General features: G+C 72.5%; 26 protein-coding genes. 14 read left to right on the forward strand and 12 right to left on the reverse strand.

Annotation, left to right across the window (positions count from 1 at the left end; all coding sequences use genetic code 11):
* Positions 1 to 5: 5 nt before the first annotated feature.
* From DTL70_RS06240 to DTL70_RS06255, 4 genes are all read right to left on the reverse strand, one after another.
* On the reverse strand, positions 6 to 413 hold the full coding sequence (locus tag DTL70_RS06240) for a DnaJ family domain-containing protein (RefSeq protein ID WP_114020843.1): 408 nt from the start codon (positions 411 to 413) through the stop codon (positions 6 to 8).
* Between the two features lie 128 nt (positions 414 to 541).
* Positions 542 to 1,072, reverse strand: coding sequence for a hypothetical protein (locus DTL70_RS06245; RefSeq protein ID WP_245979053.1), 531 nt, complete (start codon positions 1,070 to 1,072; stop codon positions 542 to 544).
* A gap of 203 nt (positions 1,073 to 1,275) precedes the next feature.
* Positions 1,276 to 2,964, reverse strand: a complete 1,689-nt coding sequence (locus tag DTL70_RS06250; RefSeq protein ID WP_245979055.1) for a carboxyl transferase domain-containing protein — start codon at positions 2,962 to 2,964, stop codon at positions 1,276 to 1,278.
* Positions 2,965 to 3,025: 61 nt separating this feature from the next.
* Positions 3,026 to 4,126, reverse strand: coding sequence for an amidohydrolase family protein (locus DTL70_RS06255; protein ID WP_114020844.1), 1,101 nt, complete (start codon positions 4,124 to 4,126; stop codon positions 3,026 to 3,028).
* 547 nt (positions 4,127 to 4,673) lie between these two features.
* Between DTL70_RS06255 and ectA the strand changes: the two genes are divergently transcribed.
* The 4 genes from ectA to thpD all read left to right on the forward strand — a co-directional run bounded on the left by ectA (position 4,674) and on the right by thpD (position 8,084).
* Positions 4,674 to 5,189 carry a diaminobutyrate acetyltransferase gene (gene ectA / locus DTL70_RS06260; RefSeq protein WP_114016985.1) on the forward strand — a complete coding sequence of 172 codons (516 nt, stop codon included), beginning with the start codon at positions 4,674 to 4,676 and terminating at the stop codon, positions 5,187 to 5,189.
* Between the two features lie 95 nt (positions 5,190 to 5,284).
* Positions 5,285 to 6,562, forward strand: coding sequence for a diaminobutyrate--2-oxoglutarate transaminase (gene ectB, locus DTL70_RS06265; protein ID WP_114020845.1), 1,278 nt, complete (start codon positions 5,285 to 5,287; stop codon positions 6,560 to 6,562).
* Positions 6,563 to 6,641: 79 nt separating this feature from the next.
* Positions 6,642 to 7,046, forward strand: coding sequence for an ectoine synthase (locus DTL70_RS06270; RefSeq protein WP_114020846.1), 405 nt, complete (start codon positions 6,642 to 6,644; stop codon positions 7,044 to 7,046).
* A gap of 138 nt (positions 7,047 to 7,184) precedes the next feature.
* Positions 7,185 to 8,084 carry an ectoine hydroxylase gene (thpD, locus tag DTL70_RS06275; protein WP_114020847.1) on the forward strand — a complete coding sequence of 300 codons (900 nt, stop codon included), beginning with the start codon at positions 7,185 to 7,187 and terminating at the stop codon, positions 8,082 to 8,084.
* Between the two features lie 158 nt (positions 8,085 to 8,242).
* On the opposite strand, the gene DTL70_RS06280 is transcribed toward thpD, so the two are convergent.
* Positions 8,243 to 9,307, reverse strand: a complete 1,065-nt coding sequence (locus DTL70_RS06280) for an aminotransferase class V-fold PLP-dependent enzyme (RefSeq protein ID WP_114020848.1) — start codon at positions 9,305 to 9,307, stop codon at positions 8,243 to 8,245.
* A gap of 73 nt (positions 9,308 to 9,380) precedes the next feature.
* Positions 9,381 to 10,919: an aldehyde dehydrogenase (NADP(+)) gene (locus tag DTL70_RS06285; protein ID WP_114020849.1), complete on the reverse strand. Its 1,539-nt coding sequence runs from the start codon at positions 10,917 to 10,919 to the stop codon at positions 9,381 to 9,383.
* A 179-nt stretch (positions 10,920 to 11,098) separates the two neighbouring features.
* On the opposite strand from DTL70_RS06285, the gene DTL70_RS06290 reads away from it, so the two are divergent.
* The 4 genes from DTL70_RS06290 to DTL70_RS06305 all read left to right on the forward strand — a co-directional run bounded on the left by DTL70_RS06290 (position 11,099) and on the right by DTL70_RS06305 (position 15,153).
* Positions 11,099 to 11,869, forward strand: a complete 771-nt coding sequence (locus DTL70_RS06290) for an IclR family transcriptional regulator (protein WP_114020850.1) — start codon at positions 11,099 to 11,101, stop codon at positions 11,867 to 11,869.
* A gap of 181 nt (positions 11,870 to 12,050) precedes the next feature.
* Entirely contained in the window at positions 12,051 to 13,007 is a 957-nt protein-coding gene (locus DTL70_RS06295) for a hypothetical protein (protein WP_147266735.1), read from the forward strand.
* A gap of 140 nt (positions 13,008 to 13,147) precedes the next feature.
* Positions 13,148 to 14,476: a sensor histidine kinase gene (locus DTL70_RS06300; RefSeq protein ID WP_114020928.1), complete on the forward strand. Its 1,329-nt coding sequence runs from the start codon at positions 13,148 to 13,150 to the stop codon at positions 14,474 to 14,476.
* Complete coding sequence (locus DTL70_RS06305; RefSeq protein ID WP_114020852.1) at positions 14,473 to 15,153, forward strand: response regulator transcription factor; 681 nt, start codon at positions 14,473 to 14,475, stop codon at positions 15,151 to 15,153. The genes DTL70_RS06300 and DTL70_RS06305 overlap by 4 nt, the downstream gene beginning before the upstream one ends.
* 160 nt (positions 15,154 to 15,313) lie before the next feature.
* Here DTL70_RS06305 and DTL70_RS06310 read toward each other — a convergent pair whose 3' ends face one another.
* Positions 15,314 to 16,147, reverse strand: a complete 834-nt coding sequence (locus tag DTL70_RS06310; protein WP_114020929.1) for a YihY/virulence factor BrkB family protein — start codon at positions 16,145 to 16,147, stop codon at positions 15,314 to 15,316.
* 211 nt (positions 16,148 to 16,358) lie between these two features.
* Between DTL70_RS06310 and DTL70_RS06315 the strand changes: the two genes are divergently transcribed.
* From DTL70_RS06315 to DTL70_RS06330, 5 genes are all read left to right on the forward strand, one after another.
* The gene (locus DTL70_RS06315; protein ID WP_181860807.1) at positions 16,359 to 17,783 is read left to right on the forward strand and encodes an MFS transporter; all 1,425 of its coding nucleotides are present in this window, start codon (positions 16,359 to 16,361) and stop codon (positions 17,781 to 17,783) included.
* Between the two features lie 281 nt (positions 17,784 to 18,064).
* A complete protein-coding gene (locus DTL70_RS06320; RefSeq protein WP_114020854.1) occupies positions 18,065 to 19,537 on the forward strand; it encodes a penicillin-binding transpeptidase domain-containing protein in 1,473 nt (490 codons plus the stop codon).
* 267 nt (positions 19,538 to 19,804) lie between these two features.
* Positions 19,805 to 20,083, forward strand: a complete 279-nt coding sequence (locus tag DTL70_RS06325) for a GlsB/YeaQ/YmgE family stress response membrane protein (RefSeq protein WP_245979066.1) — start codon at positions 19,805 to 19,807, stop codon at positions 20,081 to 20,083.
* 135 nt (positions 20,084 to 20,218) lie between these two features.
* On the forward strand, positions 20,219 to 20,296 hold the full coding sequence (locus DTL70_RS35225) for a hypothetical protein (protein ID WP_469818005.1): 78 nt from the start codon (positions 20,219 to 20,221) through the stop codon (positions 20,294 to 20,296).
* A gap of 229 nt (positions 20,297 to 20,525) precedes the next feature.
* On the forward strand, positions 20,526 to 20,969 hold the full coding sequence (locus DTL70_RS06330) for an SSI family serine proteinase inhibitor (protein ID WP_245979057.1): 444 nt from the start codon (positions 20,526 to 20,528) through the stop codon (positions 20,967 to 20,969).
* 126 nt (positions 20,970 to 21,095) lie between these two features.
* Here the strand turns inward: DTL70_RS06330 and DTL70_RS06335 are convergent, their stop codons facing one another.
* Complete coding sequence (locus DTL70_RS06335) at positions 21,096 to 22,334, reverse strand: TerD family protein (protein ID WP_147266737.1); 1,239 nt, start codon at positions 22,332 to 22,334, stop codon at positions 21,096 to 21,098.
* A gap of 189 nt (positions 22,335 to 22,523) precedes the next feature.
* On the opposite strand from DTL70_RS06335, the gene DTL70_RS06340 reads away from it, so the two are divergent.
* Entirely contained in the window at positions 22,524 to 23,126 is a 603-nt protein-coding gene (locus DTL70_RS06340) for a TetR/AcrR family transcriptional regulator (RefSeq protein WP_114020857.1), read from the forward strand.
* Between the two features lie 22 nt (positions 23,127 to 23,148).
* Here DTL70_RS06340 and DTL70_RS06345 read toward each other — a convergent pair whose 3' ends face one another.
* The 4 genes from DTL70_RS06345 to DTL70_RS06360 form a co-directional block, all read right to left on the reverse strand.
* Positions 23,149 to 23,553 carry a DUF2267 domain-containing protein gene (locus tag DTL70_RS06345; RefSeq protein WP_114020858.1) on the reverse strand — a complete coding sequence of 135 codons (405 nt, stop codon included), beginning with the start codon at positions 23,551 to 23,553 and terminating at the stop codon, positions 23,149 to 23,151.
* A 123-nt stretch (positions 23,554 to 23,676) separates the two neighbouring features.
* On the reverse strand, positions 23,677 to 24,045 hold the full coding sequence (locus DTL70_RS06350) for a hypothetical protein (protein WP_114020859.1): 369 nt from the start codon (positions 24,043 to 24,045) through the stop codon (positions 23,677 to 23,679).
* Between the two features lie 172 nt (positions 24,046 to 24,217).
* A complete protein-coding gene (locus DTL70_RS06355; RefSeq protein WP_181860808.1) occupies positions 24,218 to 25,054 on the reverse strand; it encodes an SCO4651 family lipoprotein in 837 nt (278 codons plus the stop codon).
* Positions 25,055 to 25,310: 256 nt separating this feature from the next.
* On the reverse strand, positions 25,311 to 25,970 hold the full coding sequence (locus DTL70_RS06360) for a class I SAM-dependent methyltransferase (RefSeq protein ID WP_114020861.1): 660 nt from the start codon (positions 25,968 to 25,970) through the stop codon (positions 25,311 to 25,313).
* Between the last annotated feature and the right edge of the window lie 43 nt (positions 25,971 to 26,013).

Raw genomic sequence — 26,013 nt, forward strand, 5'->3', positions numbered from 1 at the left:
CGCCTCTACGGTGTCCGTCCGCGCGCAGAGCGCCACTGCCGCACCGCGCTCTCCACGTCGAAGGGCACCAGACGGTGCGGCGGGCCCTCCAGGGGCGTGCGGACGGCTTCGTCGATCCTGGCGTTGATCTGAGTGAGGATCGCGCGGACCTCCGCCTCGGAACGGGCCTCGGCGGCGCGTTCTCGGGCATCCTGCGCGTCCTTGCGCAGCGCGAGGGACGGCGGCAGGTAGGACAGGTTCTCGTCGCGCATCTTGCGCTCGACCCACCACTGCTCGGTGTAGGGCGCGTCGATGCCGGCCAGCGGCTTCCCCGCACCGGGCAGGTCCGCGAACTCGCCGCGTTCCTCCGCCTCCCGGATCTGCCGGTCGGCCCACGTCTCGAAGCTGACTCCTGGGGGCTTGCGTTCCGTCATGACGCGTCGTCCTTCGCTTCCGGTTGCCTGCCGGCGGTCGCCGTGGAGCGGGTGTCACCCTCCATGGTCCCAGAGGCCGAACCGGTACGGCCCGGACGGTGGGACCACAGCGCCCAGCGGGGTGTCCGTCAGACGGCCCCGTGCCGTCGGGCGGCGAGGCAGATCTCCTGCACGGCGCCCGGCTGCTCCAGCAGCAGCGTGGCAGCCTCTTGTCCCCGAGGGTGGACGCGCATCCGGGGGCCGTCGGGAACCACGCGCAGCTCCGGCCACGGGTGCCGCCACAGCAGGGCGGAGCGTTCCCACATCTGGAGTCCCCGTGTGGTGACACGCAGTTGGTAGCGGGGGCCTTCGTGCGCGGCGGGCGGGGTGTGTTCGGTGTACGGGGGCCGTACGGTCCAGGTGGCGATCACCTTCTCTCCGGGCTCCAGGGCCTCCGCCCTGACACCCCGGCGCCGGCCGGCCTGTGCCCCCGCCCAGCCGGCGAGCCCCGCTGTCAGCAGGGCCGCGGCCGCGACGGACCACCACGGCAAGCCGGACTCGATACCGAAGCCCAGGACAGCCACCACCGCCAGCGCTGCCGTCGCCGCGGCGCCGGACAGCCGCGCGCGCCGCAAGCGGGCCTCCCGCCCGCTGTCGTGCGCTTCGCGCTCCTCGTCCACGCCCCGCCCCCTCCTGCTGACACGTCAGCTCGCAACCAGCGCTTTCTCCGCTGCCGACGCCCGGGATGAAGTATGCCCGCTCACCGCGGACTCGGCGCCCCCTGCGCGGCCCGTGCGCGGCTCCGCTACGGCGGGAGACGGGCAGGGCCGGGACCGGGCCGGGTGCGACGGGGAACACCGTGACGGGCGTCCGTGCCGGGCGCTCACCGTCCGTAGGGCACCTGGACGATGCCGCGCGCCACTCCCAGGTCCACGGCGTCCTGGGGGCGCAGCCGGAGGGCGTCGGCCGTCTCCGGTACCCGGTCGGGGGTGCGCTTGAGGATGGCGGCGGCCGGTTCGGGGGCGATGACGGAGAAGTAGCTGTCGGCGGTCACCCACAGCCTGCCGGGCGCGGCAAGGGCGAGGGCACCGCCGGAGCCGCCCTCGCCGATCAGGAGGGAGGTGACCGGCACCGTGGCCGCCGCGACCGCATCGAACACTTCCGCGAGCGCCGGCCCGGCCCCCGCCCGCTCGTCGTCGGGGCCGTTGGCGGCCCCGGGGGTGTCGATGAGGGTGAGCACGGGGACGCCCAGGCGGGAGGCCAGACGGATGAGCCGGGCGACCGTACGGTACCCGGCGGGTCGGGTCGGGGTGCCGCACTGCGCCGCGTAGGCGAGGGCCCGGCCCTCGTGCAGCCCGAAGCCGCACCGCACCCCGGGGTCCACTCCGCCGCACCGGTCCCCGCTGAGCTCGGCACGGCTGCCGAAGTACGCGTCCAGGTACGCGCCGGCCCTGGGGCGCTGTCGGCCCCGGGCGCGGGCGACGGCCTCCACGCCGGTACGGGGCAGGGGCGCGGGCCCGCCCGCGTGGCCGCCCTCGGGCGCCGGCGCGGTGGCCGGCACGGCCGGTACGGGAGCGGGGTCCAAGGCGGCGCCGTCGCGGACCGCGTCCGGGTCGCCGCCGGTCAGCAGGGTGAGCCAGTGTGCGAGGACGGGGGCGAGCTGGGGTTCGGGGACGACGAGGTCGAGGTGCCCGGCCGCGTGCTGGCCCTCCACGGTGTACGCGGCGGGGTCGGCGTCACGGGGGCGCACGCGTGATCCGGCGAAGGCCGCCTGTGCACCGGGCAGGCCGAGGACCACGTCGGCGCCTGCGGCGAGTGTCGCCCACCCTCCGCCGGTCGTCGGATCGCGGACGACGGCCAGTTGCGGCAGCCCGGCGGCGCGGGTCAGCGCGGTCTGCCGGGCCACGCGCTGGAGCTGGGCGAGGGCGCGCATGCCCTCCTGCATGCGGCTGCCGCCGGTGGCGACGAGGGTGACGACGGGCAGCCTCAGCTGCCGGGCCCGCCGGTGGGCGGCCTCGATACGGTCGCCGGTGCGCTCGCCGAGCGAGCCGCCGAGGTAGCCGAACTCGAAGCAGAGGAGGACGGTTTCCCTGCCGCCGATCCACCCCGTGCCGCACACCACGGATTCGTCCTCCCCGGTGCGTGTGCGCGCCCGTGCCCTCGCCTGGTCGTACCCGGGCCACCCCAACGGCCCGTCGACCTGCTCCCGGGCCACCGGCTCGCCGGCAGCCGACTCGCCGGCAGCCGACTCGCCGGCCGTCGGCACCCCGGCCGTCGGCTCTGCGCCCACGGACCCTTCGCCCACAGGATCCGCGGCCGCCCGCCGCGCGGTGGCCCCGCCCGCTCCCGCCCCCGCGCCCGCGCAAGGAGCCGCGTCCACGTAGGCGGTCGCCTCCGCGCAGGCGGTCATCGGCGCGGGGCCGAACTCGCGGAAGCCGTCCGTCAACCGGTCGAGCAGCGCTCGCGCGCCGGCGCGCGAGGGGTTACGGCGCTCGGGGGCGTGCGCTCCGTGCGGCGGGCGGGCGTCGTCGCCCTCGTCGGGTGCGCTGTCACCGGGTGCCATCGGGCTCATGCGTCCAGCGTGCGGCACCGGGTGCCGCTTGTCAGCACGGCACCCTCGCCGACGGCGTGCCTCAGCGCACCACCCGGCCCCTGAGCACCACATGGCGCGGCGTGTCCAGTACGCGGACGTCCGCGCGCGGGTCGGTGTCGTAGACGACGAAGTCGGCGGGGGCGCCCTCGGTCAGCCCGGGCCGGCCCAGCCAGTCGCGGGCCGTCCAGGTGGCGGCTGCCAGCGCGTCGCGGGCGGGGATACCGGCCCTGACGAGTTCGGCGACCTCCTGGCCGACGAGCCCGTGGGCGAGGGAGCCGCCCGCGTCGGTGCCGGTGAAGACGGGGATGCCGGCGTCCCAGGCGGCACGCACGGTCTCGTAGCGGCGGGCGTGCAGCTGCCGCATGTGCGCCGACCAGCGGGGGAACTTGCCCTCGCCGCCGTCGGCGAGAGCGGGGAAGGTGGCGATGTTGACAAGGGTGGGCACGATGGCGACGCCGCGCTCGGCGAAGAGCGGGACGGTCTCCTCGGTGAGCCCGGTGGCGTGCTCGACGCAGTCGATGCCCGCCTCCACCAGGTCGCGCAGCGAGTCCTCGGCGAAGCAGTGTGCGGTGACGCGGGCGCCTTCCTGGTGGGCCGCTTCGATGGCCTCCTCGATGGCCCAGCGCGGCCAGCAGGCGGTGAGGTCGCCCTCTTCCCTGTCGATCCAGTCGCCGACGATCTTGACCCAGCCGTCCCCGCGCCGGGCCTCGCGGCGTACGTAGGCGGCCAGGTCGCCGGGTTCGATCTCGTGCGCGTAGTTGCGGATGTAGCGGCGGGTGCGGGCGATGTGGCGCCCGGCGCGGATGATGCGGGGTAGGTCCTCGCGGTGGTCGATCCAGCGGGTGTCGGAGGGCGAGCCGGCGTCGCGGAGCAGCAGCGCGCCGGCCTCGCGGTCGGTGAGCGCCTGCTTCTCGCTGGTGGAGTCGTCGACGGGGCCGTGCGCGTCGAGCCCGACGTGGCAGTGGGCGTCCACGAGCCCGGGCAGTACCCAGCCGTTCAGGGTGGTCGGCTCGATGGCACCGGGGGCCACCGGGGGCCGTTCGTAGGTGAGGCGCCCGTCCACCACCCACATCTGTTCCCGTACGTCCTCGGGCCCGACCAGTACCCGCCCCTTGATGTGCAGACTCGCGCGCTCGCTCATGGCGGCACTGTACGAGTGGCCGGTACGCCGGTGTCCAGGGTGCCCAGGGCGGCTCGTCCGGTGCGGATTCCCCCCGCGGGGCCGGCGCGGCGCATCGGGAACGGAAGGGGACGGAAGGCGGCGGGGAGAAGCCGGGAAGGGAACACGGAGCATCATCGCGGAAAACGGAGACAGGTGCCTGCTCCCCGGTTTACGATGCAATACCGGCGCGTTTTCGCGTACAGGTTCCCGTCTTCTTCTGCCCGCTTTCCCCGGTCTCAAACGCAAAGATTTCGCTAGCGCCGAAGCGCGTATTCCGGGCCACTCTCCCTACTGTTATCGCACTGTGACGTACTCCACAGGTCGGCTACTATATCCCGACATGACGGGGCAAAAGGGGGTGGCGAGCGGTGCGGCAGCGCGCCCGCCCGCCCGCGCGCGATAACACGGACCGCCTCCGTCGTGTAACCCCTGACCCCCGTGCACTTTCGGATTCTGCTCGGTAAATTGAATTCGCATGACCGCCGCACAAGCAGACCATGCACGTGCCCACAGAGACTTTCTGGAAATGCCGGAGGGACTGAAGCTCGACACACCGCGTGTGGACGACGGAGCCGCGATCTGGCGCATCGCCCGCGACTCGAAGACCCTCGATCTCAACTCCTCCTACAGCTATCTGCTGTGGTGCCGCGACTTCGCCGCCACCTCGGTTGTCGCCCGCGACGGAGCGGGTGAACCGGTCGGCTTCATCACCGGGTACGTCCGGCCCGAGGCGCCGCGCACCCTGCTGATCTGGCAGGTGGCCGTCGACGAGGCAGCCCGCGGCCGCGGGCTCGCGGCCGCGATGCTGGACGGACTGACACTCCGTGCCGCCGAGGAGTGCGGCATCGACAGCATCGAGACCACGGTCACCCCCGACAACACCCCCTCCAACCGGCTGTTCACCTCCTACGCGCAGCGCCACTCGGCAGCGGTCGCCAAGGACGTGCTGTTCGACGCCGCCCTCTTCCCCGAGGACGGTCACGAGCCCGAGGTGGGCTACCGGATCGGTCCGGTCGCGTTTCCCGGCGCATCGAAGCGCTGACGTATACGGCCAGGCCAGGGCGGGTAGGCCCGTCGCCGGTCCGCCCTCACCGACAGACTTTCTTTCCCCCGCGACTCACTCCCCAGGAGCAAGCTGTGACCATCACCCAGCCGGACCTCAGCGTCTTCGAAACCGTGGAGTCGGAGGTGCGCAGCTACTGCCGTGGCTGGCCGACCATCTTCGACCGGGCGCAGGGCGCGCACATGTACGACGAGGACGGCCACACCTACCTCGACTTCTTCGCCGGAGCGGGCACCCTCAACTACGGCCACAACAACCCGGTCCTCAAACGGGCCCTCCTGGACTACCTGGAGCGCGACGGCGTCGTGCACGGGCTGGACATGTCCACCTCGGCCAAGCGCTCCTTCCTGGAGACGTTCCAGGAGGTGATCCTCCAGCCGCGCGGCCTCGACCACAAGGTGATGTTCCCCGGACCGACCGGCACCAACGCCGTGGAAGCGGCGCTGAAGCTGGCCCGCAAGGTCAAGGGCCGCGAGTCGATCGTCTCGTTCACCAACGCCTTCCACGGCATGTCGCTCGGCTCGCTGGCCGTGACCGGCAACGCGTTCAAGCGCGCGGGCGCCGGTATCCCGCTGGTGCACGGCACGCCGATGCCGTTCGACGACTACCTCAACGGCACCACCGAGGACTTCGTCTGGTTCGAGCGGCTGCTGGAGGACCAGGGCTCGGGGCTGAACAAGCCGGCCGCCGTGATCGTGGAGACCGTGCAGGGCGAAGGCGGCATCAACGTCGCCCGCGCCGAGTGGCTCAAGGCGCTCTCCGAGCTGTGCGAGCGCCACGACATGCTGCTGATCGTCGACGACATCCAGATGGGCTGCGGCCGCACCGGCGCCTTCTTCTCGTTCGAGGAGGCGGGCATCAAGCCGGACATCATCACGCTGTCGAAGTCCATCGGCGGCTACGGGATGCCGCTGGCGCTCACCCTCTTCAAGCCGGAGCTGGACGTCTGGGAGCCGGGCGAGCACAACGGCACCTTCCGCGGCAACAACCCGGCCTTCGTCACCGCGACCGCCGCGCTGCAGACCTACTGGGCCGACGGCCAGATGGAGAAGCAGACGCTCTCGCGCGGTGAGCAGGTCGAGGCGGCGCTCAAGGCCATCGCCGAGGAACACACCGACCCCGTCTCCGGCGTAGCCGACCACCGCGGCCGCGGCCTGGTGTGGGGTCTGGAGTTCCACAACAAGAGCCGGGCGAACGCCGTGGCCAAGCGCGCCTTCGAGCTGGGGCTGCTCATCGAGACCTCAGGCCCGCAGAGCGAGGTCGTCAAGCTGCTGCCCTCACTGACCATCACCCCCGAGGAACTGGACGAGGGGCTGCGCATCCTCGCGCGAGCCGTACGCGAAACGGCCTGACCCCCCTGGACGCGGCCCGTCCCGGCACAACCGGGACGGGCCTCTTCCGTGATACACACAGAGAAAGGCACCATCAGACGTGATAGTCCGTTCATTCAAGGACATCGAGAACACCGACCGTCACATCAAGTCACAGTCGGGCACATGGGAGAGCAAGCGCATCGTCCTGGCGAAGGAAAAGGTGGGCTTCTCCCTGCACGAGACGATCCTCTACGCGGGGACGGAGACGACGATGTGGTACGCCAACCACATCGAGGCCGTGCTCTGCGTCGAGGGCGAGGCGGAACTGACCAACGAGGAGACCGGCGAGAAGCACTGGATCTCTCCCGGCACGATGTACCTGCTCAACGGGCACGAGAAGCACACGATGCGCCCGAAGACCGACTTCCGCTGCGTGTGCGTCTTCAACCCGCCGGTCACCGGCCGTGAGGACCACGACGAGAACGGCGTCTACCCGCTGCTCACCGAGCCGGACGAGAGCTGAGCGACTGGCTTTCGCCGCGAAAGGGGACCGTTTTCACCGGTCCACGTCGGCCGGACGGCCTCCCTGCACCACGGGGAGGCCGTCCGGACCGTTTCGCCATGTGAACAGGGCCGTACGAGAGGAGAGGAAGGCACAACCATGACCACCGCACCCGAGCGCACCGCCGACCTGTACCCGACCCGTGGAGCCACCGAGGTGGCCACTCCGCGGATGGACCCCGTCGTGTGGTCCGAACCGGGTACTCCGGGGCCGATCGAGGCCACGGACCTGGCGGGCTTCGAGCGGGACGGGTTCCTCGCCATCGATCAGCTCATCACCTCCGACGAGGTGGAGACACTGCGCGCGGAACTGGAACGGCTCACCTCGGATTCGGAGATCCGCGCGGACGAACGCTCGATCGTCGAGCCGCAGTCCTCGGAGATCCGGACCGTGTTCGAGGTGCACAAGATCAGCGAGGTCTTCGCACAGCTCGTGCGGGACCCGCGCATCGTGGGCAGGGCACGGCAGATCCTGGGCTCGGACGTCTACGTCCACCAGTCCCGGATCAACGTCAAGCCGGGCTTCGGGGCCACGGGCTTCTACTGGCACTCCGACTTCGAGACCTGGCACGCGGAGGACGGTTTGCCCAACATGCGGACCGTATCGGTCTCGATCGCGCTGACGGAGAACTACGACACGAACGGCGGCCTGATGATCATGCCGGGGTCGCACAAGACCTTCCTCGGCTGCGCGGGCGAAACGCCGAAGGACAACTACAAGAAGTCGCTGCAGATGCAGGACGCGGGCACACCGTCCGACGAGTCCCTGACCAAGTTCGCCGACGCACACGGCATCAAACTGTTCACCGGCAAGGCCGGCTCGGCGACCTGGTTCGACTGCAACTGCATGCACGGAAGCGGTGACAACATCACTCCGTACCCGCGGAGCAACGTGTTCATCGTCTTCAACAGCGTCGAGAACGAGGCGGCGGAGCCCTTCGCCGCGCCCGTCCGCCGCCCCGAGTTCATCGGGGCCCGGGACTTCACGCCCGTGAAGTGACCCGGCAGGCGGCCCGCTGACGTCGGGGCGGGGCAGTGCACGGTCCCGCCCCCTCGCCACGAGCCCCCGCACGGACCGCACCCCGGCCCTTGACCGGTGCGTCGGGGCCGCGTTCAGCCGCACGGAAGCCTCCTCGGCCGTCGCGACCGGGGCCGCGCTCAGCCCTTCAGCAGCCGCAGCAGCCGGTCCACATCCTCCTCGGTGTTGTACAGGTGGAAACCCGCGCGCAGATTGCCCTCGCGGACCGAGAGTGACACCCCCTCGGCCGCCAGCCGCTCGGCGGCGTGACCGAGCCCGGGCACGGCGACGACCGCCGAGTCCCCCGGCACCGGCGCGTACCCGCCGTCCAACTCCGCGACGCCCTCGCGGAACCGCGCCGCGAGCGCCCGGTCGTGCGCGCCGATGGCCTCGGGCCCGCCCAACTCCTCGATGAGCTCCAGCGACCGCGCGGCCCCCACGTAACTCAGGAACGGCACCGGCTGTTCGTACGCCCGTGCGTGCGGCGCGAGCCGGTCGATGGGCCCGTAGCAGTCGTCCCACGGTGAGGCCCCCGCGACCCACCCGGCGTGCAGCGGTCGCAGCGCCCCCGCCTCCTGCGCCTGACGTGCGACGACCAGGAACGAGGTGCCCCGCGGGCAGAGCAGCCACTTGTAGGCGCCGCACACCACGTAGTCGTAGTCGTCGGCCGACAGCGGCAGCCAGCCCGCCGCCTGCGTCACGTCCAGCATCACGCGGGCACCGGCGGCGCGCGCGGCCTCCCTGACCGCCGGCAGATCGGCGATCCTTCCGTCCACCGACTGCACCGCGCTCAACGCCACCAGCGTCGTCGTGTCGTCCACCGCGTCGGCCAGTGCCTCGAGCGGAACGGTGCGCAGGTGGACGTCCTCGCGGACGGTGAAGGGGTTCACCACCGAGGAGAACTCGTTCTGGGGCGCGAGGACCCGCGCGCCGGGAGGGAGCGAGGCCGCTATCAGCCCGACGTGCGTGGAGACCGCGCTGCCCGCCGCCACGCGCTCTGGCGTCGTGCCCACGAGGCGCGCGAACGCCGCGCGCGCCGCGTCCGCCTCGGCGTAGTACGCGGGCTGGTCGATGTGGCCCGCCGCCATCCGCGTGGCGGCGTGCGCGATCGCCGTCACCGTGCGGGCGGGGAGCAGACCGTGGGAGGTGGTGTTGAGGTAGCAGACCTCGGGCGCGAACTCGGCGGCAAGCAGGGCTTCATCCATCCGCCCAGTCTCGCCGGGCGCGGATGCCGGGTCCACCGGGTCGCCTCCCCGGCTTCCCGGCCCGCCCGCTGCCTCACACCTCGCGGATGCCGTCCACCCGGCGCGGAAGTCCCAGCGGGTTCCCGTCCCGCAGTTCCGGGGGCAGCAGCGCTTCGGGGGTGTCCTGGTAGGCGACGGGCCGCAGCCAGCGTTCGATGGCGGTGGCCCCCACGGAGGTGGAGGTCGAGGTCGTGGCCGGGTAGGGCCCTCCGTGGTGCTGGGCGGGCGCGACGGCCACCCCGGTGGGCCACCCGTTCACGACGACCCGTCCCGCGAGGGCGGTGAGCCGGGCGAGCAGGGCGGCGGCGGTGCCCTGCTCCCGCGCGGCCTCCTCGGTGCCGAGGTGGACGGTGGCGGTCAGCGACCCGGTCACCCGGGCGAGCACGGCCTCGATGTCCGCCTCGTCGCCGTAGCGCACGGCGACGGTCACGGGCCCGAAGCACTCCTCCCACAGCAGTGCGTGTTCCTCGTCCAGGTCGCGTGCGGCGAGGGTGAGCACGCCGGGCCGCACGGTGCGTCCCGTCTCCTCCTCGCCCGCTCCGGCCTCGACCGGGGCCTGCACCTTGGCGAGCGCCGCCCGTGCGCGGACGCCGTCGAGGAAGGCGTCCCGCATCCGTGCGTCGAGCAGGTGTCCGGGCGCGGTGTCGCGCAGCGTCGCGGCGAGCGCTGCGAGCGTCCGGTCGCCGTCGGGTCCTTCGGGGACGAGGACGAGTCCGGGCTTGACGCAGAACTGTCCGGTGCCCAGCGTGACGGAGCCGCCGAGACCCTGGCCGAGCTGTTCGGCGCGTTCGGCGACGGCGGCGGGCGTGAGGACGACGGGGTTGAGGGAGCCGAGTTCGCCGTGGAAGGGGATGGGCTCGGGCCGGGAGGACGCGGCGTCGAAGAGGGCGCGTCCTCCGCGTACCGATCCGGTGAACCCGGCGGCGGAGACCAACGGGTGGCGCACCAGTTCGACGCCGGCGTCGAATCCGTGCACCACGGAGACGACGTCGCGCGCGAGCCCGGCCTCGGCCGCGGCCGCACGCAGCGCGGCGGCGCACAGCTGAGAGGTCGCGGGGTGGTCGGGGTGCGCCTTGACGACGACGGGGCAGCCGGCCGCGAGAGCGCTGGCGGTGTCGCCTCCGGGGACGGAGAAGGCCAGCGGGAAGTTGGAGGCGGCGTAGACGGCGACGACGCCCAACGGCAGCTTGTAGCGGCGCAGATCGGGCTGCGGCGGGGTGCGCGAGGGGTCGGCGTGGTCGATGATGACGCCGAGATGGTCGCCGTCCTCGACCTCGTCGGCGAAGGCGCGCAGCTGACCGGTGGTGCGGGCGAGTTCGCCGGTGAGCCGAGGCACGCCGAGCGCGCTCTCGGCGTCTGCGGTCGCCACGATGCGCTCGCCGTCGGCCTCCAAGTGCGCGGCCGCGGTCCGCAGGAAGGCCGCCCGCGCGCTGCGGTCGGCGAGCGAGGGCAGCGCGTCGCGTGCCGCCCGCACGGCGGCGTCGACGTCGGCCGCCGTGGCCTCGTCCGCGACGCGCTCCCGCTGGTCCCCGGTGCGGGGGTCGACGCTCCAGACCGGTACTGCTCCTGCCACTGCGGCCACCTGTGTCCCTTCGCGTTCCGCACATGCGTCCGTGCTGTCGCCCGCTCCGCCGGACCGGTCCCGCGGATCCGCGCTCTGACAGGCCACCTTGTTCGGTATTCTGAACAACGTCCCTGTAGGTGAATTCCCTTCGGGACTGTAGGTCCGCCTGAACTAAGGGGTCAAGGTCGATGTCCGCCACCGAGGCAGGGAGCTCACAGGTCAAGTCAGCCGTGCGGACGGTGCGACTGCTGGAGTTCTTCGCGGGCCGGCCGGGCATGCACACGCTCGCCGGCCTCCAGGAAGCACTCGGCTACCCGAAGTCGAGCCTCTACATGCTGCTGCGCACGCTCGTCGACCTCGGCTGGGTGGAGGCCGACACGACGGGCACCCGCTACGGGATCGGCGTTCGCGCCCTTCTCGTGGGCACCTCCTACCTGGACGGCGACGAGGTGGTGGCGGCCGCGAAACCCACCCTCGACAGGCTCGCCGCGCAGACCACCGAGACCATCCACCTGGCACGGCTGGACGGCACCGACGTCGTCTACCTCGCCACCAGGGCCTCACAGCACCATCTGCGCCCCTTCTCCCGGGCCGGACGGCGGCTCCCCGCGCACTCCACCTCGCTCGGCAAGGCGCTGCTGGCCACCCACACGGACGCGGAGGTGCGCACACTGCTGCCCGCACGCCTGGCGCGCGTCACCGACAACACCCTCACCGACCCGGAAGAGCTGCTGGAGGAGCTGGGGCTGGTGCGCGAGCAGGGCTACGCGATCGACCGGGAGGAGAACACTCTGGGCCTGCGCTGCTTCGGCATCGCCGTCCCCTACCGCTCCCCCGCCCGCGACGCGATCAGCTGCTCCGTTCCGGTGGCCCGGCTGACACCGGCGCACGAACAGACGATAAAGAACGCGCTGTTCGACGCGCGGGACCAACTGATGCGCGCCGCCCGCACGCTCTGAAAGCCGCCGTCGGCACGCTGTGACGGCTCCGCTCGCTCTGATGGCTCCGTCCGCGCGCTGTGCACGGCTCCTCCCCGCACACCGGCGGCCCGCTGGGAGGACGGGCGGCTCCGCCGTGCGGCGGAGCCGGTTCGTCGTCCAGCAGGACGTTCCCCGGGCCCGGGCCAGGGACGGTGAAGGCATGAAACGAGCCAGAACCGTCCTCGCCACGCTGACCGTCGCCGCGTGCCTGCCGTACCTGACACTCAAGGTGATCTGGCTGTCCGGCGGGCGCACCGGCATCCCCCGCGGCAGCCTCCTGCTCGACGGCGGCGCCACGCTGTGGGTACTCAACGCGCTGACCGTCGCCATGGACTGCACAGTCGTCCTGCTGGCCCTCGCCCTCACCCGCCCCTGGGGCCGCCGGCTCCCCGGCGGACTGCTCGCCCTCCCCCTGTGGTGCGCGGGCGGGCTCCTGGGACCGATCGCGGTGGCCTTCCCCCTCCAGGCCCTCCACAGCGCGCTGACGGGAGGAACGGACGGACACGGCGGCACGGGCCCCCAGGAGGTCCTGGCCGGCTGGGTGTGGACGCTGGTCTACACCGGCTTCACCGTGCAGGCCCTCGGCCTGGGCACCCTGTTCGCGCTGTACGTGCGCGAGCGCTGGGGCGCGCTGCTGCGCTCCCCGCTCCGGCCCGACCGGCCGCGCCCGCACCCGGCGGACCGGGCGTCCCGTCACGCCTTCACCGCCGCCGTGCTGCTGGCGGTCCCGGCCACGGTGGTGCACGCGCGCGACGCGGTCGGGGGCGACGGCGGGAACCGGATCACCGACGCCACCTTCGCACTGTACGCCGTGGTCGCCGTCGCGGCGGTGGGGGTGCTGCTCCGCTCGGGCAGCGGAGCGCGTGGTGCGCGGGCCCGGCTGTGGCCGACGCTGACCGCGGCCTGGATCGGCTCCGCCGTGCTGGCGTGCTGGGGCGGCTGGCTGCTCGTCGGCGCCCTCTCCGGTGCGGGGCGTCACGTGGGCCAGCGGGCGGACGGCGTGGTGGAGCTGTCCTACGCTTGCCAGACACTGGCGGGGCTGGCCCTGGCGGCCGTGATGGCACGGGTGCTCCGCCACCGGACCCGCGTGTCGTCGCCCTCACCGGTCCGCGTGTGACGGTGCGACGGGCAAGCGGGCGACAGGCGTGCACGGGTGCGGAGAGACGACAGGCGCACGGGACGACCGACGCGCGGGCAAGCGTCCGACGAGGGGGTCGGGGCGGGGATCGGGGTGCGGGAGCGGAGGTGGCGCGGTACATGGGAGTGACGAGGCCCGCAACGGGCGCGGGGCCGCGGGTCCCGGGTGCGGTGCGGAGGCTGGGGCTGCGCTGGGTGCACCTGCTGCAGGGCGGCGCGCTGCTGATGCCCTTCTTCCTGCTGACGGTGGTCGGGATGGGCGTCGTCAGGCCGTCCGCAGGCAGGGTGCTGGGGGCGCAGCTCGCCCCGCAGTTCCTGGCGTACGCGCTGTCGCTGCCGCTGGTCGCGCTCGCCGGACTGCTTCCCCTCGTACGCACGCTGGAGTCGGCCGCGGCCCGCGCCCTGTGCGGCGTGCCCGCCGCCGCGCTGGCCCAGGGCCCGGCCGGCTCGTGGGCGGCGCGGCGCCGCTCGGCCGTGTGGTTCACCCTGCACGCGGGCGTCGGCGCGCTGGTGAGCGGCGCTTCGCTGGCCGTGCCGCCCATGGCCGCCGTTCTGCTGGCCTTCCCGCTCGTGCCCGCGCTGCGTGGCAAGCGGTGGCTGTGGCCGTGGCACCACGCGGGCGACGCGCTGTGGACGGCCCCGGCCGCCGGCGCGGCACTGCTGGCAGGTCTTGTGGCCGTGGTGTACGGCGCGGGCGCGCTGCTGGCACGCTGCGCGCCTGTGCTGCTGGGGCCGGCCCCGGCCGACCGGCTGGCCGCCGCCGAGGCCCGCGCCGCCGCTCTCGCGGCCCGCAACCGGCTGGCACGCGACCTGCACGACTCCGTCGGCCACGCGTTGAGCACCGTGGCGCTCCAGGCGGGCGCCGCACGCCGGGTACTGGAGGCGGACCCGGCGTTCGTACAGGAGGCGCTGGCCGCGATCGAGGAGACCAGCCGGGGGGCTGTCGCGGATCTTGACACCGTGCTGGGTGTCCTGCGGGACGGCCGTCTCGGCGAGCAGCACGCCGAGGCGGACGGTCCCACGCTCGCCTCCTCCTTGGACGGGCTGCTGGCCCGCACCCGCGCCACCGGCACGGTGGTCGACCTGTCGGTCGACGCGGCCGTGGGTCCTCTCGCCCTGCTGGACTCGCGCGTCTCGGCCGAGGCGTTCCGTGTGGTGCAGGAGGGGCTGCACAACGCGCTGCGGCACGCGCCCGGCACCGCCGTACACGTCCGCGTGGCCACGCAACGCGCCCCTCGGGGTGACGTGTTGGCGCTCACCCTGACGAACGCGGTGCACGCCGAGCGCCCAGCGCGCCCGTCGCGCCGTGGCGGCGGGCGCGGACTCACCGGGATCGCCGAGCGCGCGGCAGCGCTGGGCGGTACGGCGGACGCGTGCGACGAGGCAGGAACGTGGCGGCTGACGGCCCGGCTGCCGCTGACTCCCCGGACGCAGGAGGTCACCTCATGACGGGCCCGCCCCTGCGGGTGGTCCTCGTGGACGACGAGCGTCTCGTCCGCACGGCGCTGCGCGCCATCCTGGCGAGCGAGCCGGGGATCGAGGTGGTGGGCGAGGCGGCGGACGGCGACGAGGCGATCGGCACCGTCCGCGCGCTGCGCCCCGACGTCGTGCTGATGGACGTGCGGATGCCGCGCGTCGACGGCATCCGCGCCACCGAACGTCTGACGGGCGGCGGCGAGGGGGCACCGCGCGTCCTGGTGCTGACGACCTTCGAGCACGACGCGTACGTCTACGACGCGCTGCGCGCGGGCGCCCACGGCTTCCTGCTCAAGCGCGCGACGGCAGAGGAACTGGTGAGGGGCGTGCGCACGGTGGCCAGAGGCGACTCGCTGCTGTTCCCCGCCGCGGTGCGCGCCCTGGCGGCCCACCACGCGCGAGGCCGCCGCGCGGAGGCGCTCACCGCCCGGCTGACCGACCGGGAGACGGCGGTACTGCGGCTGATGGCCGCAGGGCTGACGAACGGGGAGATCGCGGAGCGCTTCACCGTCGGCCCGGCGACGGTCAAGACGCACGTCGCCGCCGTCCTGGCGAAGCTGGGCGCCCGTGACCGCACTCAGGCGGTGATCCTGGCGTACGAACACGGGGTCGTCACCCCGCACGAGAGCCTGTCGGACGAGCCCGGCTGACGGCGGCTGAGGGCGGCTGAGGTCCGCTGAGCCCGGCTTCGAAGGCCACTGAGGGCCGGCCGCTGAGGGCGGCTGAGGGCGGCTGGACGCGGCGGCATCCGGTCGGCGCGGCGGCGCTGTGGGGTGATAGCGCGGCGGCGCGCTGTTCGCCCGGCAGGCGTCACCCGCCCTCCTCCCGCGCCGCGGCCACGCGCCTGCGGCGGTGGACGCGCCACACGTGGAAGTTGTGGCCGGCGAGCGGCCCGCCGAGGACCACGAACCCCACGCCGATGAGCCAGGACTGCACGATGAGCAGGGTGCCGGCCGGACCGTTCGTCTTCGTGCTGCTGACGATGAGCGGCGAGAAGACGAGGGAGGAGAACACCCGCAGTCCCCCCAGCCCCACCATGGTGGCCACCGCGCCGGGAAAGAGCGCGGCCCACCGGATCCGGCTGCCCAGCAGCAGATACTGCCCCCACCAGAAGAACAGCACCCCGAAAAGAACGGTCAGGAAAACCCGTACGGCGACCTGGGCCGTGCCCTGCCGCAGCACCGCTTCGCTTTCCACCTCGGCGAAGAGAAAAGCGGTGATCGCCGCGAGCCACACGACCTGCCGCCACAATTTGTGCCAGCGTCCCGGCGGCAGCGCCCAGATCAATTCGTAACTGCTCTGCACGCTGGCCGCGAAACTCAAGCCGAAAACGCCCAGCAATACCGCACTGAGGACGCTGGTGGTGCTGATGACCTGTTGCGGGGCGGAGAAGAGGCGGTGCACGGCGTGGGCCGCCGTCGGATTGTCCAGGCCCATTCCGTTGACGATCCACTGCTCGAACCCGGCGTGGTGGACGGGGTCCAGTGCCGCCACCACGATCAGCAGCGGCACCATCGAGACGAAGCCGAGCATGCCGAACGCCATCGCCCTGCGCATGAGCTCGAAATCGGTGCCGTGCTGCCACAGACGTCCGCCAAGGGACTGCTCGACACGCTGTTTCCAGGTCGGCCACCGCCCGAACACGCCCGCACCTCCATCAACGGCCCGTCATTATCCCAACGAAAAGGCCGGGCCAACCGCCAGCCACGCCGCCCGCCGGCACGCGACGGCGCGCCGTTTCGGTAAGGCCCCTTCCGGTGGCATAGGAAGGAACGTGCCTTTCACGCCCCGCGGTCTTCGCCGGCGGACGGAACGCCTTTTCGGCGGCCGAGCCGCGGCGCGTACCGTGCTGACGATGGGGTCGGTGCTCGCGCTGGACGGCGCGGACAAGGGCACGGTCTCGGCGATGGCGGGCCCGCTGGGTGACGCCTTCGGCATCGGCTACGCAGCGATCGGACTGCTGGTGTCCGTGGTCGCCTTCGTCGGCGCCGCGTTCACGGTGCCCTTCGGCCTGCTGACCGACCGGGTGAGCCGCACCCGGCTGCTGGCCCTCACCGCGACGCTGTGGGGGCTGGCGATGATCATGGCGGGCGCGGCCATGTCCTACCTGTGGCTGCTGGTCTCCCGCGCGGTCCTCGGCGCGGTCACCGCCAGCTCGGGGCCCGCCGTCAACTCGCTGGTCGGCGACTACTTCCCGGCCCGGCAGCGCGCCAGGATGCTCGGGTTCGTGGTCGGCGGGGAACTCCTGGGCACCGCGCTGGGCTTCACCGTCTCCGGAGTGGTCGGCAGCGCGCTGGGATGGCGGTACGCCTTCTGGTGGCTCACGCTGCCCACGGCGGCCCTCGTGTGGGCCCTGGTCCGGCTCCCCGAGCCGCCGCGCGGGGAGCAGAAGGACCTCAGGTCCCCGGAGGCGGACCCGTCCGAGCGCGGGGGCGCGGACGAGGACGCGCGCGCCGGCACGGGCTCCGGCTCCGGTGCCGGCGCGGAAGCCGAGGGACAGGGCGGAGGGAGCGAGCAGGGCGGGCGGGAAGGGCGGACGCGGGCGCGGGTCGGCGCGGAGCCCGACGCACGGTTCGTCCTCCACACCGACCCGCGCTCCCTGCCGCCGTGGCGGGCCCTGGTATACGTGCTGCGGATCCCCACCAACTTCGTGCTGATCGTCGCCTCGGCGCTCGGCTACTTCTTCTTCTCCGGGCTCCGCGCCTTCGCGACCGTCTTCACCACCGACCAGTACGGGGTGAGCACGTCGGTGGCCAGCTCCCTCGTCCTGGTGGTCGGCGCGGGCGGCGTGTGCGGGGTGCTGCTCGGCGGGCGGGCCGCCGACCGGCTGCTGGAGCGGGGACGGGTCGAGGCGCGCGTCCTGGTGCCCACCGTGTGCCTGCTGGCCGTGCCGCTGCTGGTGGCGCCCGCCCTGCACACCACGTCGCTCGCGGTGGCGCTGCCGCTGCTGCTGTGCGGCACGGCGTTCCTCGGCGCGGTGAACCCGCCGCTGGACGCCGCGCGGCTGGACATCATGCCGCACATGCTGTGGGGCACGGCCGAGGGCGCACGCACCGTGCTGCGTACGCTGAGCGAGGCCATGGCCCCCACCCTGCTCGGCTACCTCGCCGACCACGTCTTCACGGGCGGGCACGCCCTGGAGTACACCCTCTTCCTCTCGCTGGTTCCCCTGCTGGCCGCCGCCCTCATCGGAGCCCTCTCCCTGCGCACCTACCCCCGCGACGTCGCCACCGCCGCCGCCTCCGCGGCCAACCTGCGCACGAGCGGCCGGCCCGCCTGAAAGAGGCAGGACGCGTCCTACCGCTGAGGGCAGAAGGACTCGACGCCCGCTGAGGGCAGAAGGACTCGACGCCGTCGCCGTCACTGACCGCCGCGTCCCGGACCCGGGGCCGCCAGGTGGTCGAGCGTGCGTCGGCTTGGCACGGGGCGGGGCCCCGCTGTCGGCACGTCCCGTGCGGCTGTGCCCTCGCGGGCCCCGACGAGACGTAGACGAGATGAGAATGTCCTGAGAAGACCTGTTCGCGGGAACCCGGAGCCCCGGCACACGCGTTCTCGCACGGGATGAACAGGACAATCAGGCGTGCGGCCACCGTCACACTGCTCCTGGTGATGGCCCTGCTGCTGCGGGTGACCTGGGTGCAGATGGTGAACGGGGAAGCGCTCGCGGACGACGACCAGAACCGGCGGAACACCATCGAGGAGTACGCACAGCCGTTCGGGGACATCATCGTGGGCGGCAAGCCCGTGACCGGCTCCCAGCGCGCGGAGGGCGGCGGTGACCTGCACTACAAGCGCACCTACACCGACGGCCCCGCATACGCGCCCGTCACCGGCTTCTCCTCGCAGGTGCGCGGGGCCACCCAGCTGGAGGGCATCTACCAGGACGTGCTCAACGGCACGGACGACCGCCTCAAGGGCCCCCTCGACATGCTGACCGGCGAGCAGGCGAAGCCGGGCAACGTGCTCACCACCATCGACCCCGAGGTGCAGCGCGCCGGCTTCGAGGCGCTGGGCGACAAGAAGGGCGCCGCCGTCGCCGTCGACCCCGACAGCGGCAAGCTCCTCGGCGTCGTCAGCACGCCCTCCTACGACCCGTCGAGCTTCAGCGGCAGCGGCGAGGACGACGACGCGGCGTGGCAGAAGCTGACCGCGCGCAGCGGCAACGACAAGCACGACGACAAGCCCACGCTGAACCGGGCGCTGCGCCAGGCCGTGCCGCCCGGGTCCACGTTCAAGCTGGTGGTGGCGGCCGCGGCTTTGGAGGACGGGCTGTACTCCTCCGTCGACCAGCCCACCGACAGCCCCGACCCGTACACCCTCAAGGGCACCTCGACGGTCCTGCACAACGAGAACAGGGCGGCGCCCTGCGAGGACGCCACCTTGCGGACGGCGCTGCGCTACTCGTGCAACAACGTCTTCGCGAAACTGGCGACCGACCTCGGGGAGAAGAAGGTCCGCGCGCAGGCCGAGAAGTTCGGCTTCAACGACGAGAAGCAGGACGTGCCCGTCCGCGCGGCCACCTCCCACTACCCCGGGAAGATGGACGACGCGCAGACGGGTCTGACGGGCATCGGCCAGTTCGAGGTCACCGCGACGCCGCTCCAGATGGCGATGGTCTCGCAGGCCATCGCGCACGGCGGTGAGCTGGTCGACCCGCACATGGTCTCCCAGGTGCAGGACGCCTCGGGCCACACGCTCCAGTCGTACGAGGACCCGGGCTCGCACCGGGTGATGAGCCAGGACTCCGCCGCCCAGCTCCGGTCGGCGATGCAGACGGTGGTCGACAAGGGCACGGGCAGCAACGCCCAGATCGACGGCGCGACGGTCGGCGGCAAGACGGGTACGGCGCAGCACGGCGTCGACAACAGCGGCACCCCGTATGCCTGGTTCACCTCCTACGCCACGACCGACAGCGGCAAGAAGGTCGCGGTGGCGGTCGTGGTCGAGGACTCGGACGCCGCTCGCGCCGAGGTCAGCGGCAACGGCCTGGCGGCCCCGATCGCGAAGAAGATGATGAAGGCCGCACTGCGGTGAGCGGCGGGCCGGCGCCTGACGCGGGGCCTGAGCGACAGCGGCGCCCGCGCGCAGGCGGCACTCGTGCGACAGGCGAAGACGCCACTCCTGCGGCAACGGCACCGAGGGGGCGGGCTCTCCTTCAGCGGGGACAGGGCATGATGGGGCCGCAACGATCAACCTCGGGGAGGCCCTTCCATGCCCGCCACGCCGCTCAGCTCCTGGACACTGCTCGCCGACGGGGGCGACTCGGAATCGAACGCCCTCTCGGACGCGCTGTCCGATCTGCTGCACTCGGGCGTGGTGAGCTGGATCGTCCTGGGGCTCGCCGCCGGGACGATCGCCAAGATCCTGCTGCCGGGCCGCGATCCCGGCGGGGTCGTGGGGACGGTGCTGATCGGCATCGCGGGCGCCTTCATCGGCGGCTGGCTCTCCGCGACGTTCCTCGACCGGCCCGTGGCCAACAACGTGGTGGACCCGAGCCTGTGGGTGGCCGCCATCGCCGGCTCCCTCGTCCTGCTGATCGTCTACCGTCTCCTCTTCGGCCACTCCCGCGAACGCCGTTGACTCCACGGGCGGCCCGGCCCACCCGGACGCCGACGTCCCGCCGGTGTCCGGGTGCCAGGGACCGGCCTCTGACAGGAGGCGGAGGAAGTGGTAGAAACGCGGAGGAAACCAACCGTTCCGCGGAAAGGAGGCGCCATGTCGTCCAAGCGTCGGCGCAAGAAGAAGGCCCGCCGTAACAACGCGGCCAACCACGGCCGTCGGCCCCAGTCCTGAGCGCGGCTCCCCGCGTGCCGTCCCCGTCCGCGGGGCCCGCGCGCGGGGAGCCCTCGCTTTCCCGCCCGCGCTGCCAAGTCCGTCATCCCCACGCTGCCAGGTCCGTCATTCGCAGACCCTTCACGTGCGGGCCCGCGCTTCCAGACGCACCCCCCGGTAGCGTTCAACTGGGCGCGAACGGAGCGGAGTTGACCCGTACCCTCGCGTGGCCCCGTCTCGTTGTGGGGGTGTGAGCACTCGAATCCTTGCCCGGCACCCCTTTGCCGCCGTAGCCGCCGTTGCCCTCACCGCCGCCGCCCTCCCCCTGATCGGCACGCAGACCGCGACCGCGCAGACCGCGGCCCACCCCTCCGGCTCCGCCTCCACCGTCCGCCCGGGGCTCTTCCTGACCGTCTCGGGGAGCGAGGACACCTGGATCCGCGGAGTCCGACTCCTCTGCGAGCCCACTCCGCACGGCCGCCACCCCAAGGCCGCCGAAGCGTGCACCGCGCTCGACCGGGCCGGGGGCGACCTCGACGCGCTCCCGGACGCCACGGGTCCGTGCACGATGGAATACGACCCGGTGACGGTCTCCGCCGAGGGCAGGCACCGCGGCGAGCGCGTCGCCTGGAAGAAGACGTTCCCCAACACCTGCGTCATGCGCAGCGCGACGGGCCCCGTCTTCGACTTCTGACTCCCCCGCGCAGGCCCCCCGCGGACCCCTCCGGCCGCACCGGACCGGAGCCGCCGAGAACCCGGGACGGGGAGGGGCGGGGCGGATCCGCGTCGCCGGAGACCGCCCCACGCCCCGCCGCAGCGTCTACAGCGCGGCGCCGCCCGGTTTGACCATGCCCCGCACCGTGCGCGAGTCGACGAACTCGCCCAGCGCCGTCATGTCCCACTCCCCCGAGAACTGGCGGACGAACTTGGCCATCAGCACCCCGGTGCGGGGCTCGGAGTGCGTCAGGTCGAAGCGGACCAGCTCACCGCCCGCGCCGTCGAGAAGGCGGCAGTAGGCCTTCGCGACCTCGGTGAACTTCTGCCCGGAGAAGGAGTTCACGGTGAAGACCAGGCCGGTCACCTCGGGCGGCAGATCGCCGAGGTGGACGGTGATCACCTCGTCGTCACCCGCGCCCTCGCCCGTGAGGTTGTCGCCGGAGTGCTGGATGACACCGCCGAGGATGGCGAGCTTGCCGAAGTAGCAGGCGTCGATCTTCTTTCGGTTGGCGTCGTAGGCGATGACCGAGGCGTCCAGATCGATGTCCTTGGCCCGCCTGCCCGCGCGGAAGACGGGCTCCCAGCCGAGGCCCATGCGCACCGACGTGCGCAGCGGCTCTCCCCCCTTGACCAGGGAAACCGTCTGGTTCTTCTGCAGGCTGACCCGGCCCTTGTCCAGATTGATCTTCCCCGCTCCCGCCGGCGCGCCTGCCGGGGCGGCAGGGGGAGCCGAGGGACCTGAGGGAGCCGCCGGCGCGGACGGGGCCGTGGGCGCCGGCGGAACAGGCGGTGCGGACGGGGCGGGCGCGGCAGGCGGGGCCGTCGGCGCGGGCGGGGCGGTGGGAGCGGCCGGGGCGGCGGGCTCCTCCACGTTCACCCCGAAGTCGGTGGCGATGCCGCCCAGCCCGTTCGCGTACCCCTGCCCGACCGCGCGGACCTTCCAGACCTCGTTTCTGCGGTAGAGCTCGACCACCAGCAGCGCCGTCTCGGAGCCGAGCTGCGGCGGGGTGAAGGTGGCGAGCACGGCACCGCTCGCGGCGTCGCGGACCGTGGCGGTGGGCTCCGTGCCCGCGAAGGTGGCGCCCGCGTCGAGGCTCGCGGTGACGACGACCTTGTCGATCTCGGCGGGGACGGCACCGGTCTCCACCGTGATGGTGTCGGCGGCGCCGCTGCTGTGGGTCACGCCGGGCGCGGTCGGCTGGTTGTAGAAGACGAAATCCTCGTCCGAACGCACCTTGCCCTGCCGGCTCAGCAGCAGCGCCGAGACGTCGAGCTTCGTGGGTGCGGTCACGTCCACCGCCACGCGCTGCGCGGTCAGCGGAAGGTTGGCGCCGGGAGTCATTGCGGTCATGCCGAAAGTAACGACCGGCCCCGCTTTGCGGTTCCTTTGCCGAGGGTCCGTTCCGGTCCGGGCGCGGGTGCGAGGCGGCGCGGGCGTACAGTGGGGTAACGGTAGACCGGACGGTCTACCTCAGGACGGGACGGCACAGCGGGCGGGACCGGTGCGATCCGGGAAGGGAGCCGAGGGGCAGTGGGGACGGGAACGGCCGAGGCGGGGGAGCTGACCCCGGGGGCGCGCAAGGTGCTGGAAGCGGCGAGCACGCTCTTCTACGAGCGGGGCATCACCGCTGTCGGCGTCGATCTGATCGCGAAAGAGGCGGGGACCACCAAGAAGACGCTCTACGACCGGTTCGGCGGCAAGGACGCGCTGATCGCCGCGTATCTGCGCGAGCGCGACCGGCGCTGGCGGTCCTGGCTCACGGGGTGGCTGGAGGAGCACGCGGCGGCCGCGGGGCCGCGGGCCAGGCTGCTGGCGACCTTCGACGCGCTCGCGGAGTGGACGCGGCGCCACAATCCGCGCGGCTGCGGCTTCGTCAACGCCGCGGCGGAGCTGCCCGATCCGGCGCACCCGGGCCGCCGGATCATCACCGACCAGAAGCTGTGGCTGCGCGGCTGCCTGTACGAGCTGGCCGTCGAGGCGGGCGCGGCCGACCCCGGCAGGCTGGCCGACGAGCTCACGCTGCTGCACGAGGGCGCGACGGTGCTGCGCGGTCTCGCGTTGGTCGACGACCCGGTGGCCCGCGCCCGCGCCCTGGCCGAGCAGACCCTCGACCGCGCGGGCGCGACGCGGTAGTGAGGCGCGGCGCGAGACACGATCAAGAAACGGCCTGGTTCTGAAGGGTGAAAAGGGCGGCAAGGTCCTCGGGCAGTTGCGTGACGACGTGCCGCACCTGCCCCGCTGACACCGCCTGCGGGAGAGCGGAGAGGACCGCCGCTGTGTGCTTCCCCGCGTCCTCCGTCCTCGACGAGGTCCGCTCCGCGACGCGCCGGTAGAACTCGTCGACACCGAAGGCCTCGCCCCCGGCCTCCGCGTCGACTCCGCTGCCTCGCAACGGTCGATCCAGCGGTGTGGGCATCTGGTCGGCCAGATCCTGGGCTTCGTCGGCGGTGATGCGTGAGGCCAGCACGCCCAGGACAGCCTCCGTGACCTTCCTGGTCTCGTCCTGGTCCGGGTAGCCGCCCTGGTCGCGCACCAGTGCCAAGAACTCGTCGTCGCGCATGAGGCATCCCCATCGTTCGGCATCTCTTGCTGGAGGCTCCGGTTTCCCTCGTGCGCCCGCCCTATTCACCAGCGTCCCGGCCCACTGCGGGCGCCGGGGACAGGAGGAGAGGGCAGCACACCCTCACAGCTCCTCCTCAAGCCGGATCGCCTGGCGCAGGGAATCCCGTGCCTGGTGCGACTCGCCCTCCTGCGACTCCAGCAGCGCCGCCGCGATGGCGTCCAGCTTCCGCTGGAGAGCGGCCTCGGCACGTCGTTCCGAGTTCTTGAGCAGGGCCAGCATGAGGAGGTTGACGGAGGTCAGTACGTCGCCGGCGAAGATCAGCCAGGGCACCGGCAGATGCACCAGGTGGACGATGACCATACCGACGATCAGGAACAGGCACAGCAGGAAGAACAACGGAGAGCTGGTCAGGTTCGACGCGGTCTCCGCGAGGCGTGCGAAGCGGTCGCGCCGCTCCCCGCCTCGGTCCGAGGGGTGCTGAAGAGTCATGTGGCCCCGTGCTCCCTGAATGCTGTCGGCGTGATCGGTGTGCGGAGGAGCGGTGCGAAGCGAGGCCAGACGGCAGGCGGCCCCTCCTGCGGAAGGGCGCTCCGGCCGGACGGGCACCGGATCGCTTCCACGGACCGGTGGTGCGCTCACGTCGCGGACGAAAAGGGAGCGCTCACGCGGACCGGCCGCTGCCCTGGGAAAGCTGGTCGGTCATGTCAGCGGTCTTGCCGGACGGCGGTGCCTCGACATCGACCTCGGTGCCGAAGTCCGACAGGTTGACGACGGTCTTGACCTTCGACGAGGTGGCAGACCCCGCGGCGTTGGACGGTTGCACGGTCACCTCGACCTGCTGGCGGCGGGTTCGTCCCTTGTCGTCGATCCAGAGCTCGATCGGTACGTCGTCACCGAGCTGCTGACGAAGCTTCTTCTCCTGCGCCGCATCGCCCTTGGCGAGCTTCGACAGGTCGAGCCGCACCCGGTAGTGGGTGGTCTTCGTGCCGTTCACGTTCTCGGTGCCGAGCTTTTTGACGTCCTTTTCGGAAAGGGACTTGGAGTAAGCGAGGGAATCCGCTGGATTCTGCACGCCCGTCTGCTCCCCGCCAGTACGCGCCTGCAACTTCTTCAGGTCGATCTTCGACCATGTCTTGCCGTCGGGAAGTTGGGCGGCAGCCTTCTTGGGCAGCTTCTGGTACAGGGTGCTACCGACGACACGCTGTTGCAGGTGTTCCCCTCCGATTCCCATGTCCAACCGGCTCGTGCCGTCGCGCAGATTCATGACGCCGTCACCGCGTACGGTCTTGCTCTCGCTTCCCGAGGCCGTGACCGTGAGGTCGATCTTCGCGGTCTTCGCCTCAGCGGTCCTCTTGTTCGTGGCCTGTACGGCCTTGGCGGGGCTCTGCCGGGAGGCCTCGGACTTCCCCTCCTTCTGGCTCTCCTCGCCCCCTCCGTCGCCCCCGCATCCGGTCACCAGGAGAACACCCGTCACAAGGCCTGCACCGCCGGCGATCATGCGCTGAATCACACCGCCTGCGCACTCCATACTTCTCCACACCCTCCGCTATGTCGGATTATCGACCTGCCACGACTTCCCCGCTCCGGGACGGGCATGCCACATCCGTTCACGGACGGGACACGTGCGGTACCAAGCCGCGGGAGAAGGACCGGCGAGCCACCGGCGCCGTCCCCTGCCTCGTTCCTTGACCGCCGGACGGCGGCCCGCCACCGTGAGACAGGGGGAACGCAGAACGGGCGGAACGCTCCCCCGGCTAGCTCCGCCGTGCGACCAGTTGCAGTCGCGTGGCCTGGTGGCCGCCCAGGGTCGGGGCCGTGCCGGTGCGCTCCTCGACGGGTGTGAAGCCGCTGCCGGTCAGCAGGGCGCGCAGGTGTGCGGGGGTGTGGTGGCGGAAGAGGCCTCCCTCGGGTGTGGTGAAGGTGCCGTAGGGGGCGTGCGGGGATGATTGGCTGTGCTGCTCGTAGCGGGCGACGTTGCGCGCGTCGCGCTGGAGGGGCACCTCGCTCACGTACATCGTGCCGCCGGGGCGCACCACGCGGGCCAGCTCGGCCACGACCGCGCGCTGGGACCGGTCGTCCGGCACGCAGTTGAGGACGGCGAACAGCAGTGCGGCGTCGAAGGAGCCGTCCGCCTCCGGCAGCGGCAGTCCGGGCTGGTGGCGCAGTGCCAGGCCCGGGCGCTCCCGCAGTCCGCGCTCGATCATGGCGCCGGAGGGGTCGACTCCCGTCACGTGCGGATATCCCAGCTCGGTCAGGTGCGCCGTCAGCCGCCCGTAGCCGCAGCCGTAGTCGATCACGCGCCCTTCGCGGGGGATGTGGGCGGCCAGCAGGCCGGGGTCGAGGGCGTGCGTGAACGTCTTCTTCGCGCCGTCGGCTTCCCAGACCCCGTGCACCACGGGGCGAACACCAGCCATGGGCGCAAGGTACCGTCCAGGTCCCGCCGGGCCGAGGTGCGCG

The sequence above is a fragment of the Streptomyces diacarni genome (assembly GCF_003323715.1).
In the GTDB taxonomy this organism is placed as follows: Bacteria; Actinomycetota; Actinomycetes; order Streptomycetales; family Streptomycetaceae; genus Streptomyces; species Streptomyces diacarni.

Bases quoted from the DNA above. Each gene is read 5' to 3' on its own strand.
- DTL70_RS06240 (WP_114020843.1), bottom strand. From the start codon at position 413: ATGACGGAACGCAAGCCCCCAGGAGTCAGCTTCGAGACGTGGGCCGAC.
- DTL70_RS06295 (WP_147266735.1), top strand. From the start codon at position 12,051: ATGAAACGAGCCAGAACCGTCCTCGCCACGCTGACCGTCGCCGCGTGC.
- DTL70_RS06315 (WP_181860807.1), top strand. From the start codon at position 16,359: ATGGGGTCGGTGCTCGCGCTGGACGGCGCGGACAAGGGCACGGTCTCG.
- DTL70_RS06345 (WP_114020858.1), bottom strand. From the start codon at position 23,553: ATGCGCGACGACGAGTTCTTGGCACTGGTGCGCGACCAGGGCGGCTAC.
- DTL70_RS06355 (WP_181860808.1), bottom strand. From the start codon at position 25,054: ATGATCGCCGGCGGTGCAGGCCTTGTGACGGGTGTTCTCCTGGTGACC.
- DTL70_RS06300 (WP_114020928.1), top strand. From the start codon at position 13,148: ATGGGAGTGACGAGGCCCGCAACGGGCGCGGGGCCGCGGGTCCCGGGT.
- ectA (WP_114016985.1), top strand. From the start codon at position 4,674: ATGCCGGAGGGACTGAAGCTCGACACACCGCGTGTGGACGACGGAGCC.
- DTL70_RS06320 (WP_114020854.1), top strand. From the start codon at position 18,065: ATGAACAGGACAATCAGGCGTGCGGCCACCGTCACACTGCTCCTGGTG.
- DTL70_RS06335 (WP_147266737.1), bottom strand. From the start codon at position 22,334: ATGACTCCCGGCGCCAACCTTCCGCTGACCGCGCAGCGCGTGGCGGTG.
- DTL70_RS06350 (WP_114020859.1), bottom strand. From the start codon at position 24,045: ATGACTCTTCAGCACCCCTCGGACCGAGGCGGGGAGCGGCGCGACCGC.
- DTL70_RS06305 (WP_114020852.1), top strand. From the start codon at position 14,473: ATGACGGGCCCGCCCCTGCGGGTGGTCCTCGTGGACGACGAGCGTCTC.
- DTL70_RS06255 (WP_114020844.1), bottom strand. From the start codon at position 4,126: ATGAGCGAGCGCGCGAGTCTGCACATCAAGGGGCGGGTACTGGTCGGG.
- DTL70_RS06280 (WP_114020848.1), bottom strand. From the start codon at position 9,307: ATGGATGAAGCCCTGCTTGCCGCCGAGTTCGCGCCCGAGGTCTGCTAC.
- DTL70_RS06290 (WP_114020850.1), top strand. From the start codon at position 11,099: ATGTCCGCCACCGAGGCAGGGAGCTCACAGGTCAAGTCAGCCGTGCGG.
- thpD (WP_114020847.1), top strand. From the start codon at position 7,185: ATGACCACCGCACCCGAGCGCACCGCCGACCTGTACCCGACCCGTGGA.
- DTL70_RS06360 (WP_114020861.1), bottom strand. From the start codon at position 25,970: ATGGCTGGTGTTCGCCCCGTGGTGCACGGGGTCTGGGAAGCCGACGGC.
- DTL70_RS35225 (WP_469818005.1), top strand. From the start codon at position 20,219: ATGTCGTCCAAGCGTCGGCGCAAGAAGAAGGCCCGCCGTAACAACGCG.
- DTL70_RS06250 (WP_245979055.1), bottom strand. From the start codon at position 2,964: ATGAGCCCGATGGCACCCGGTGACAGCGCACCCGACGAGGGCGACGAC.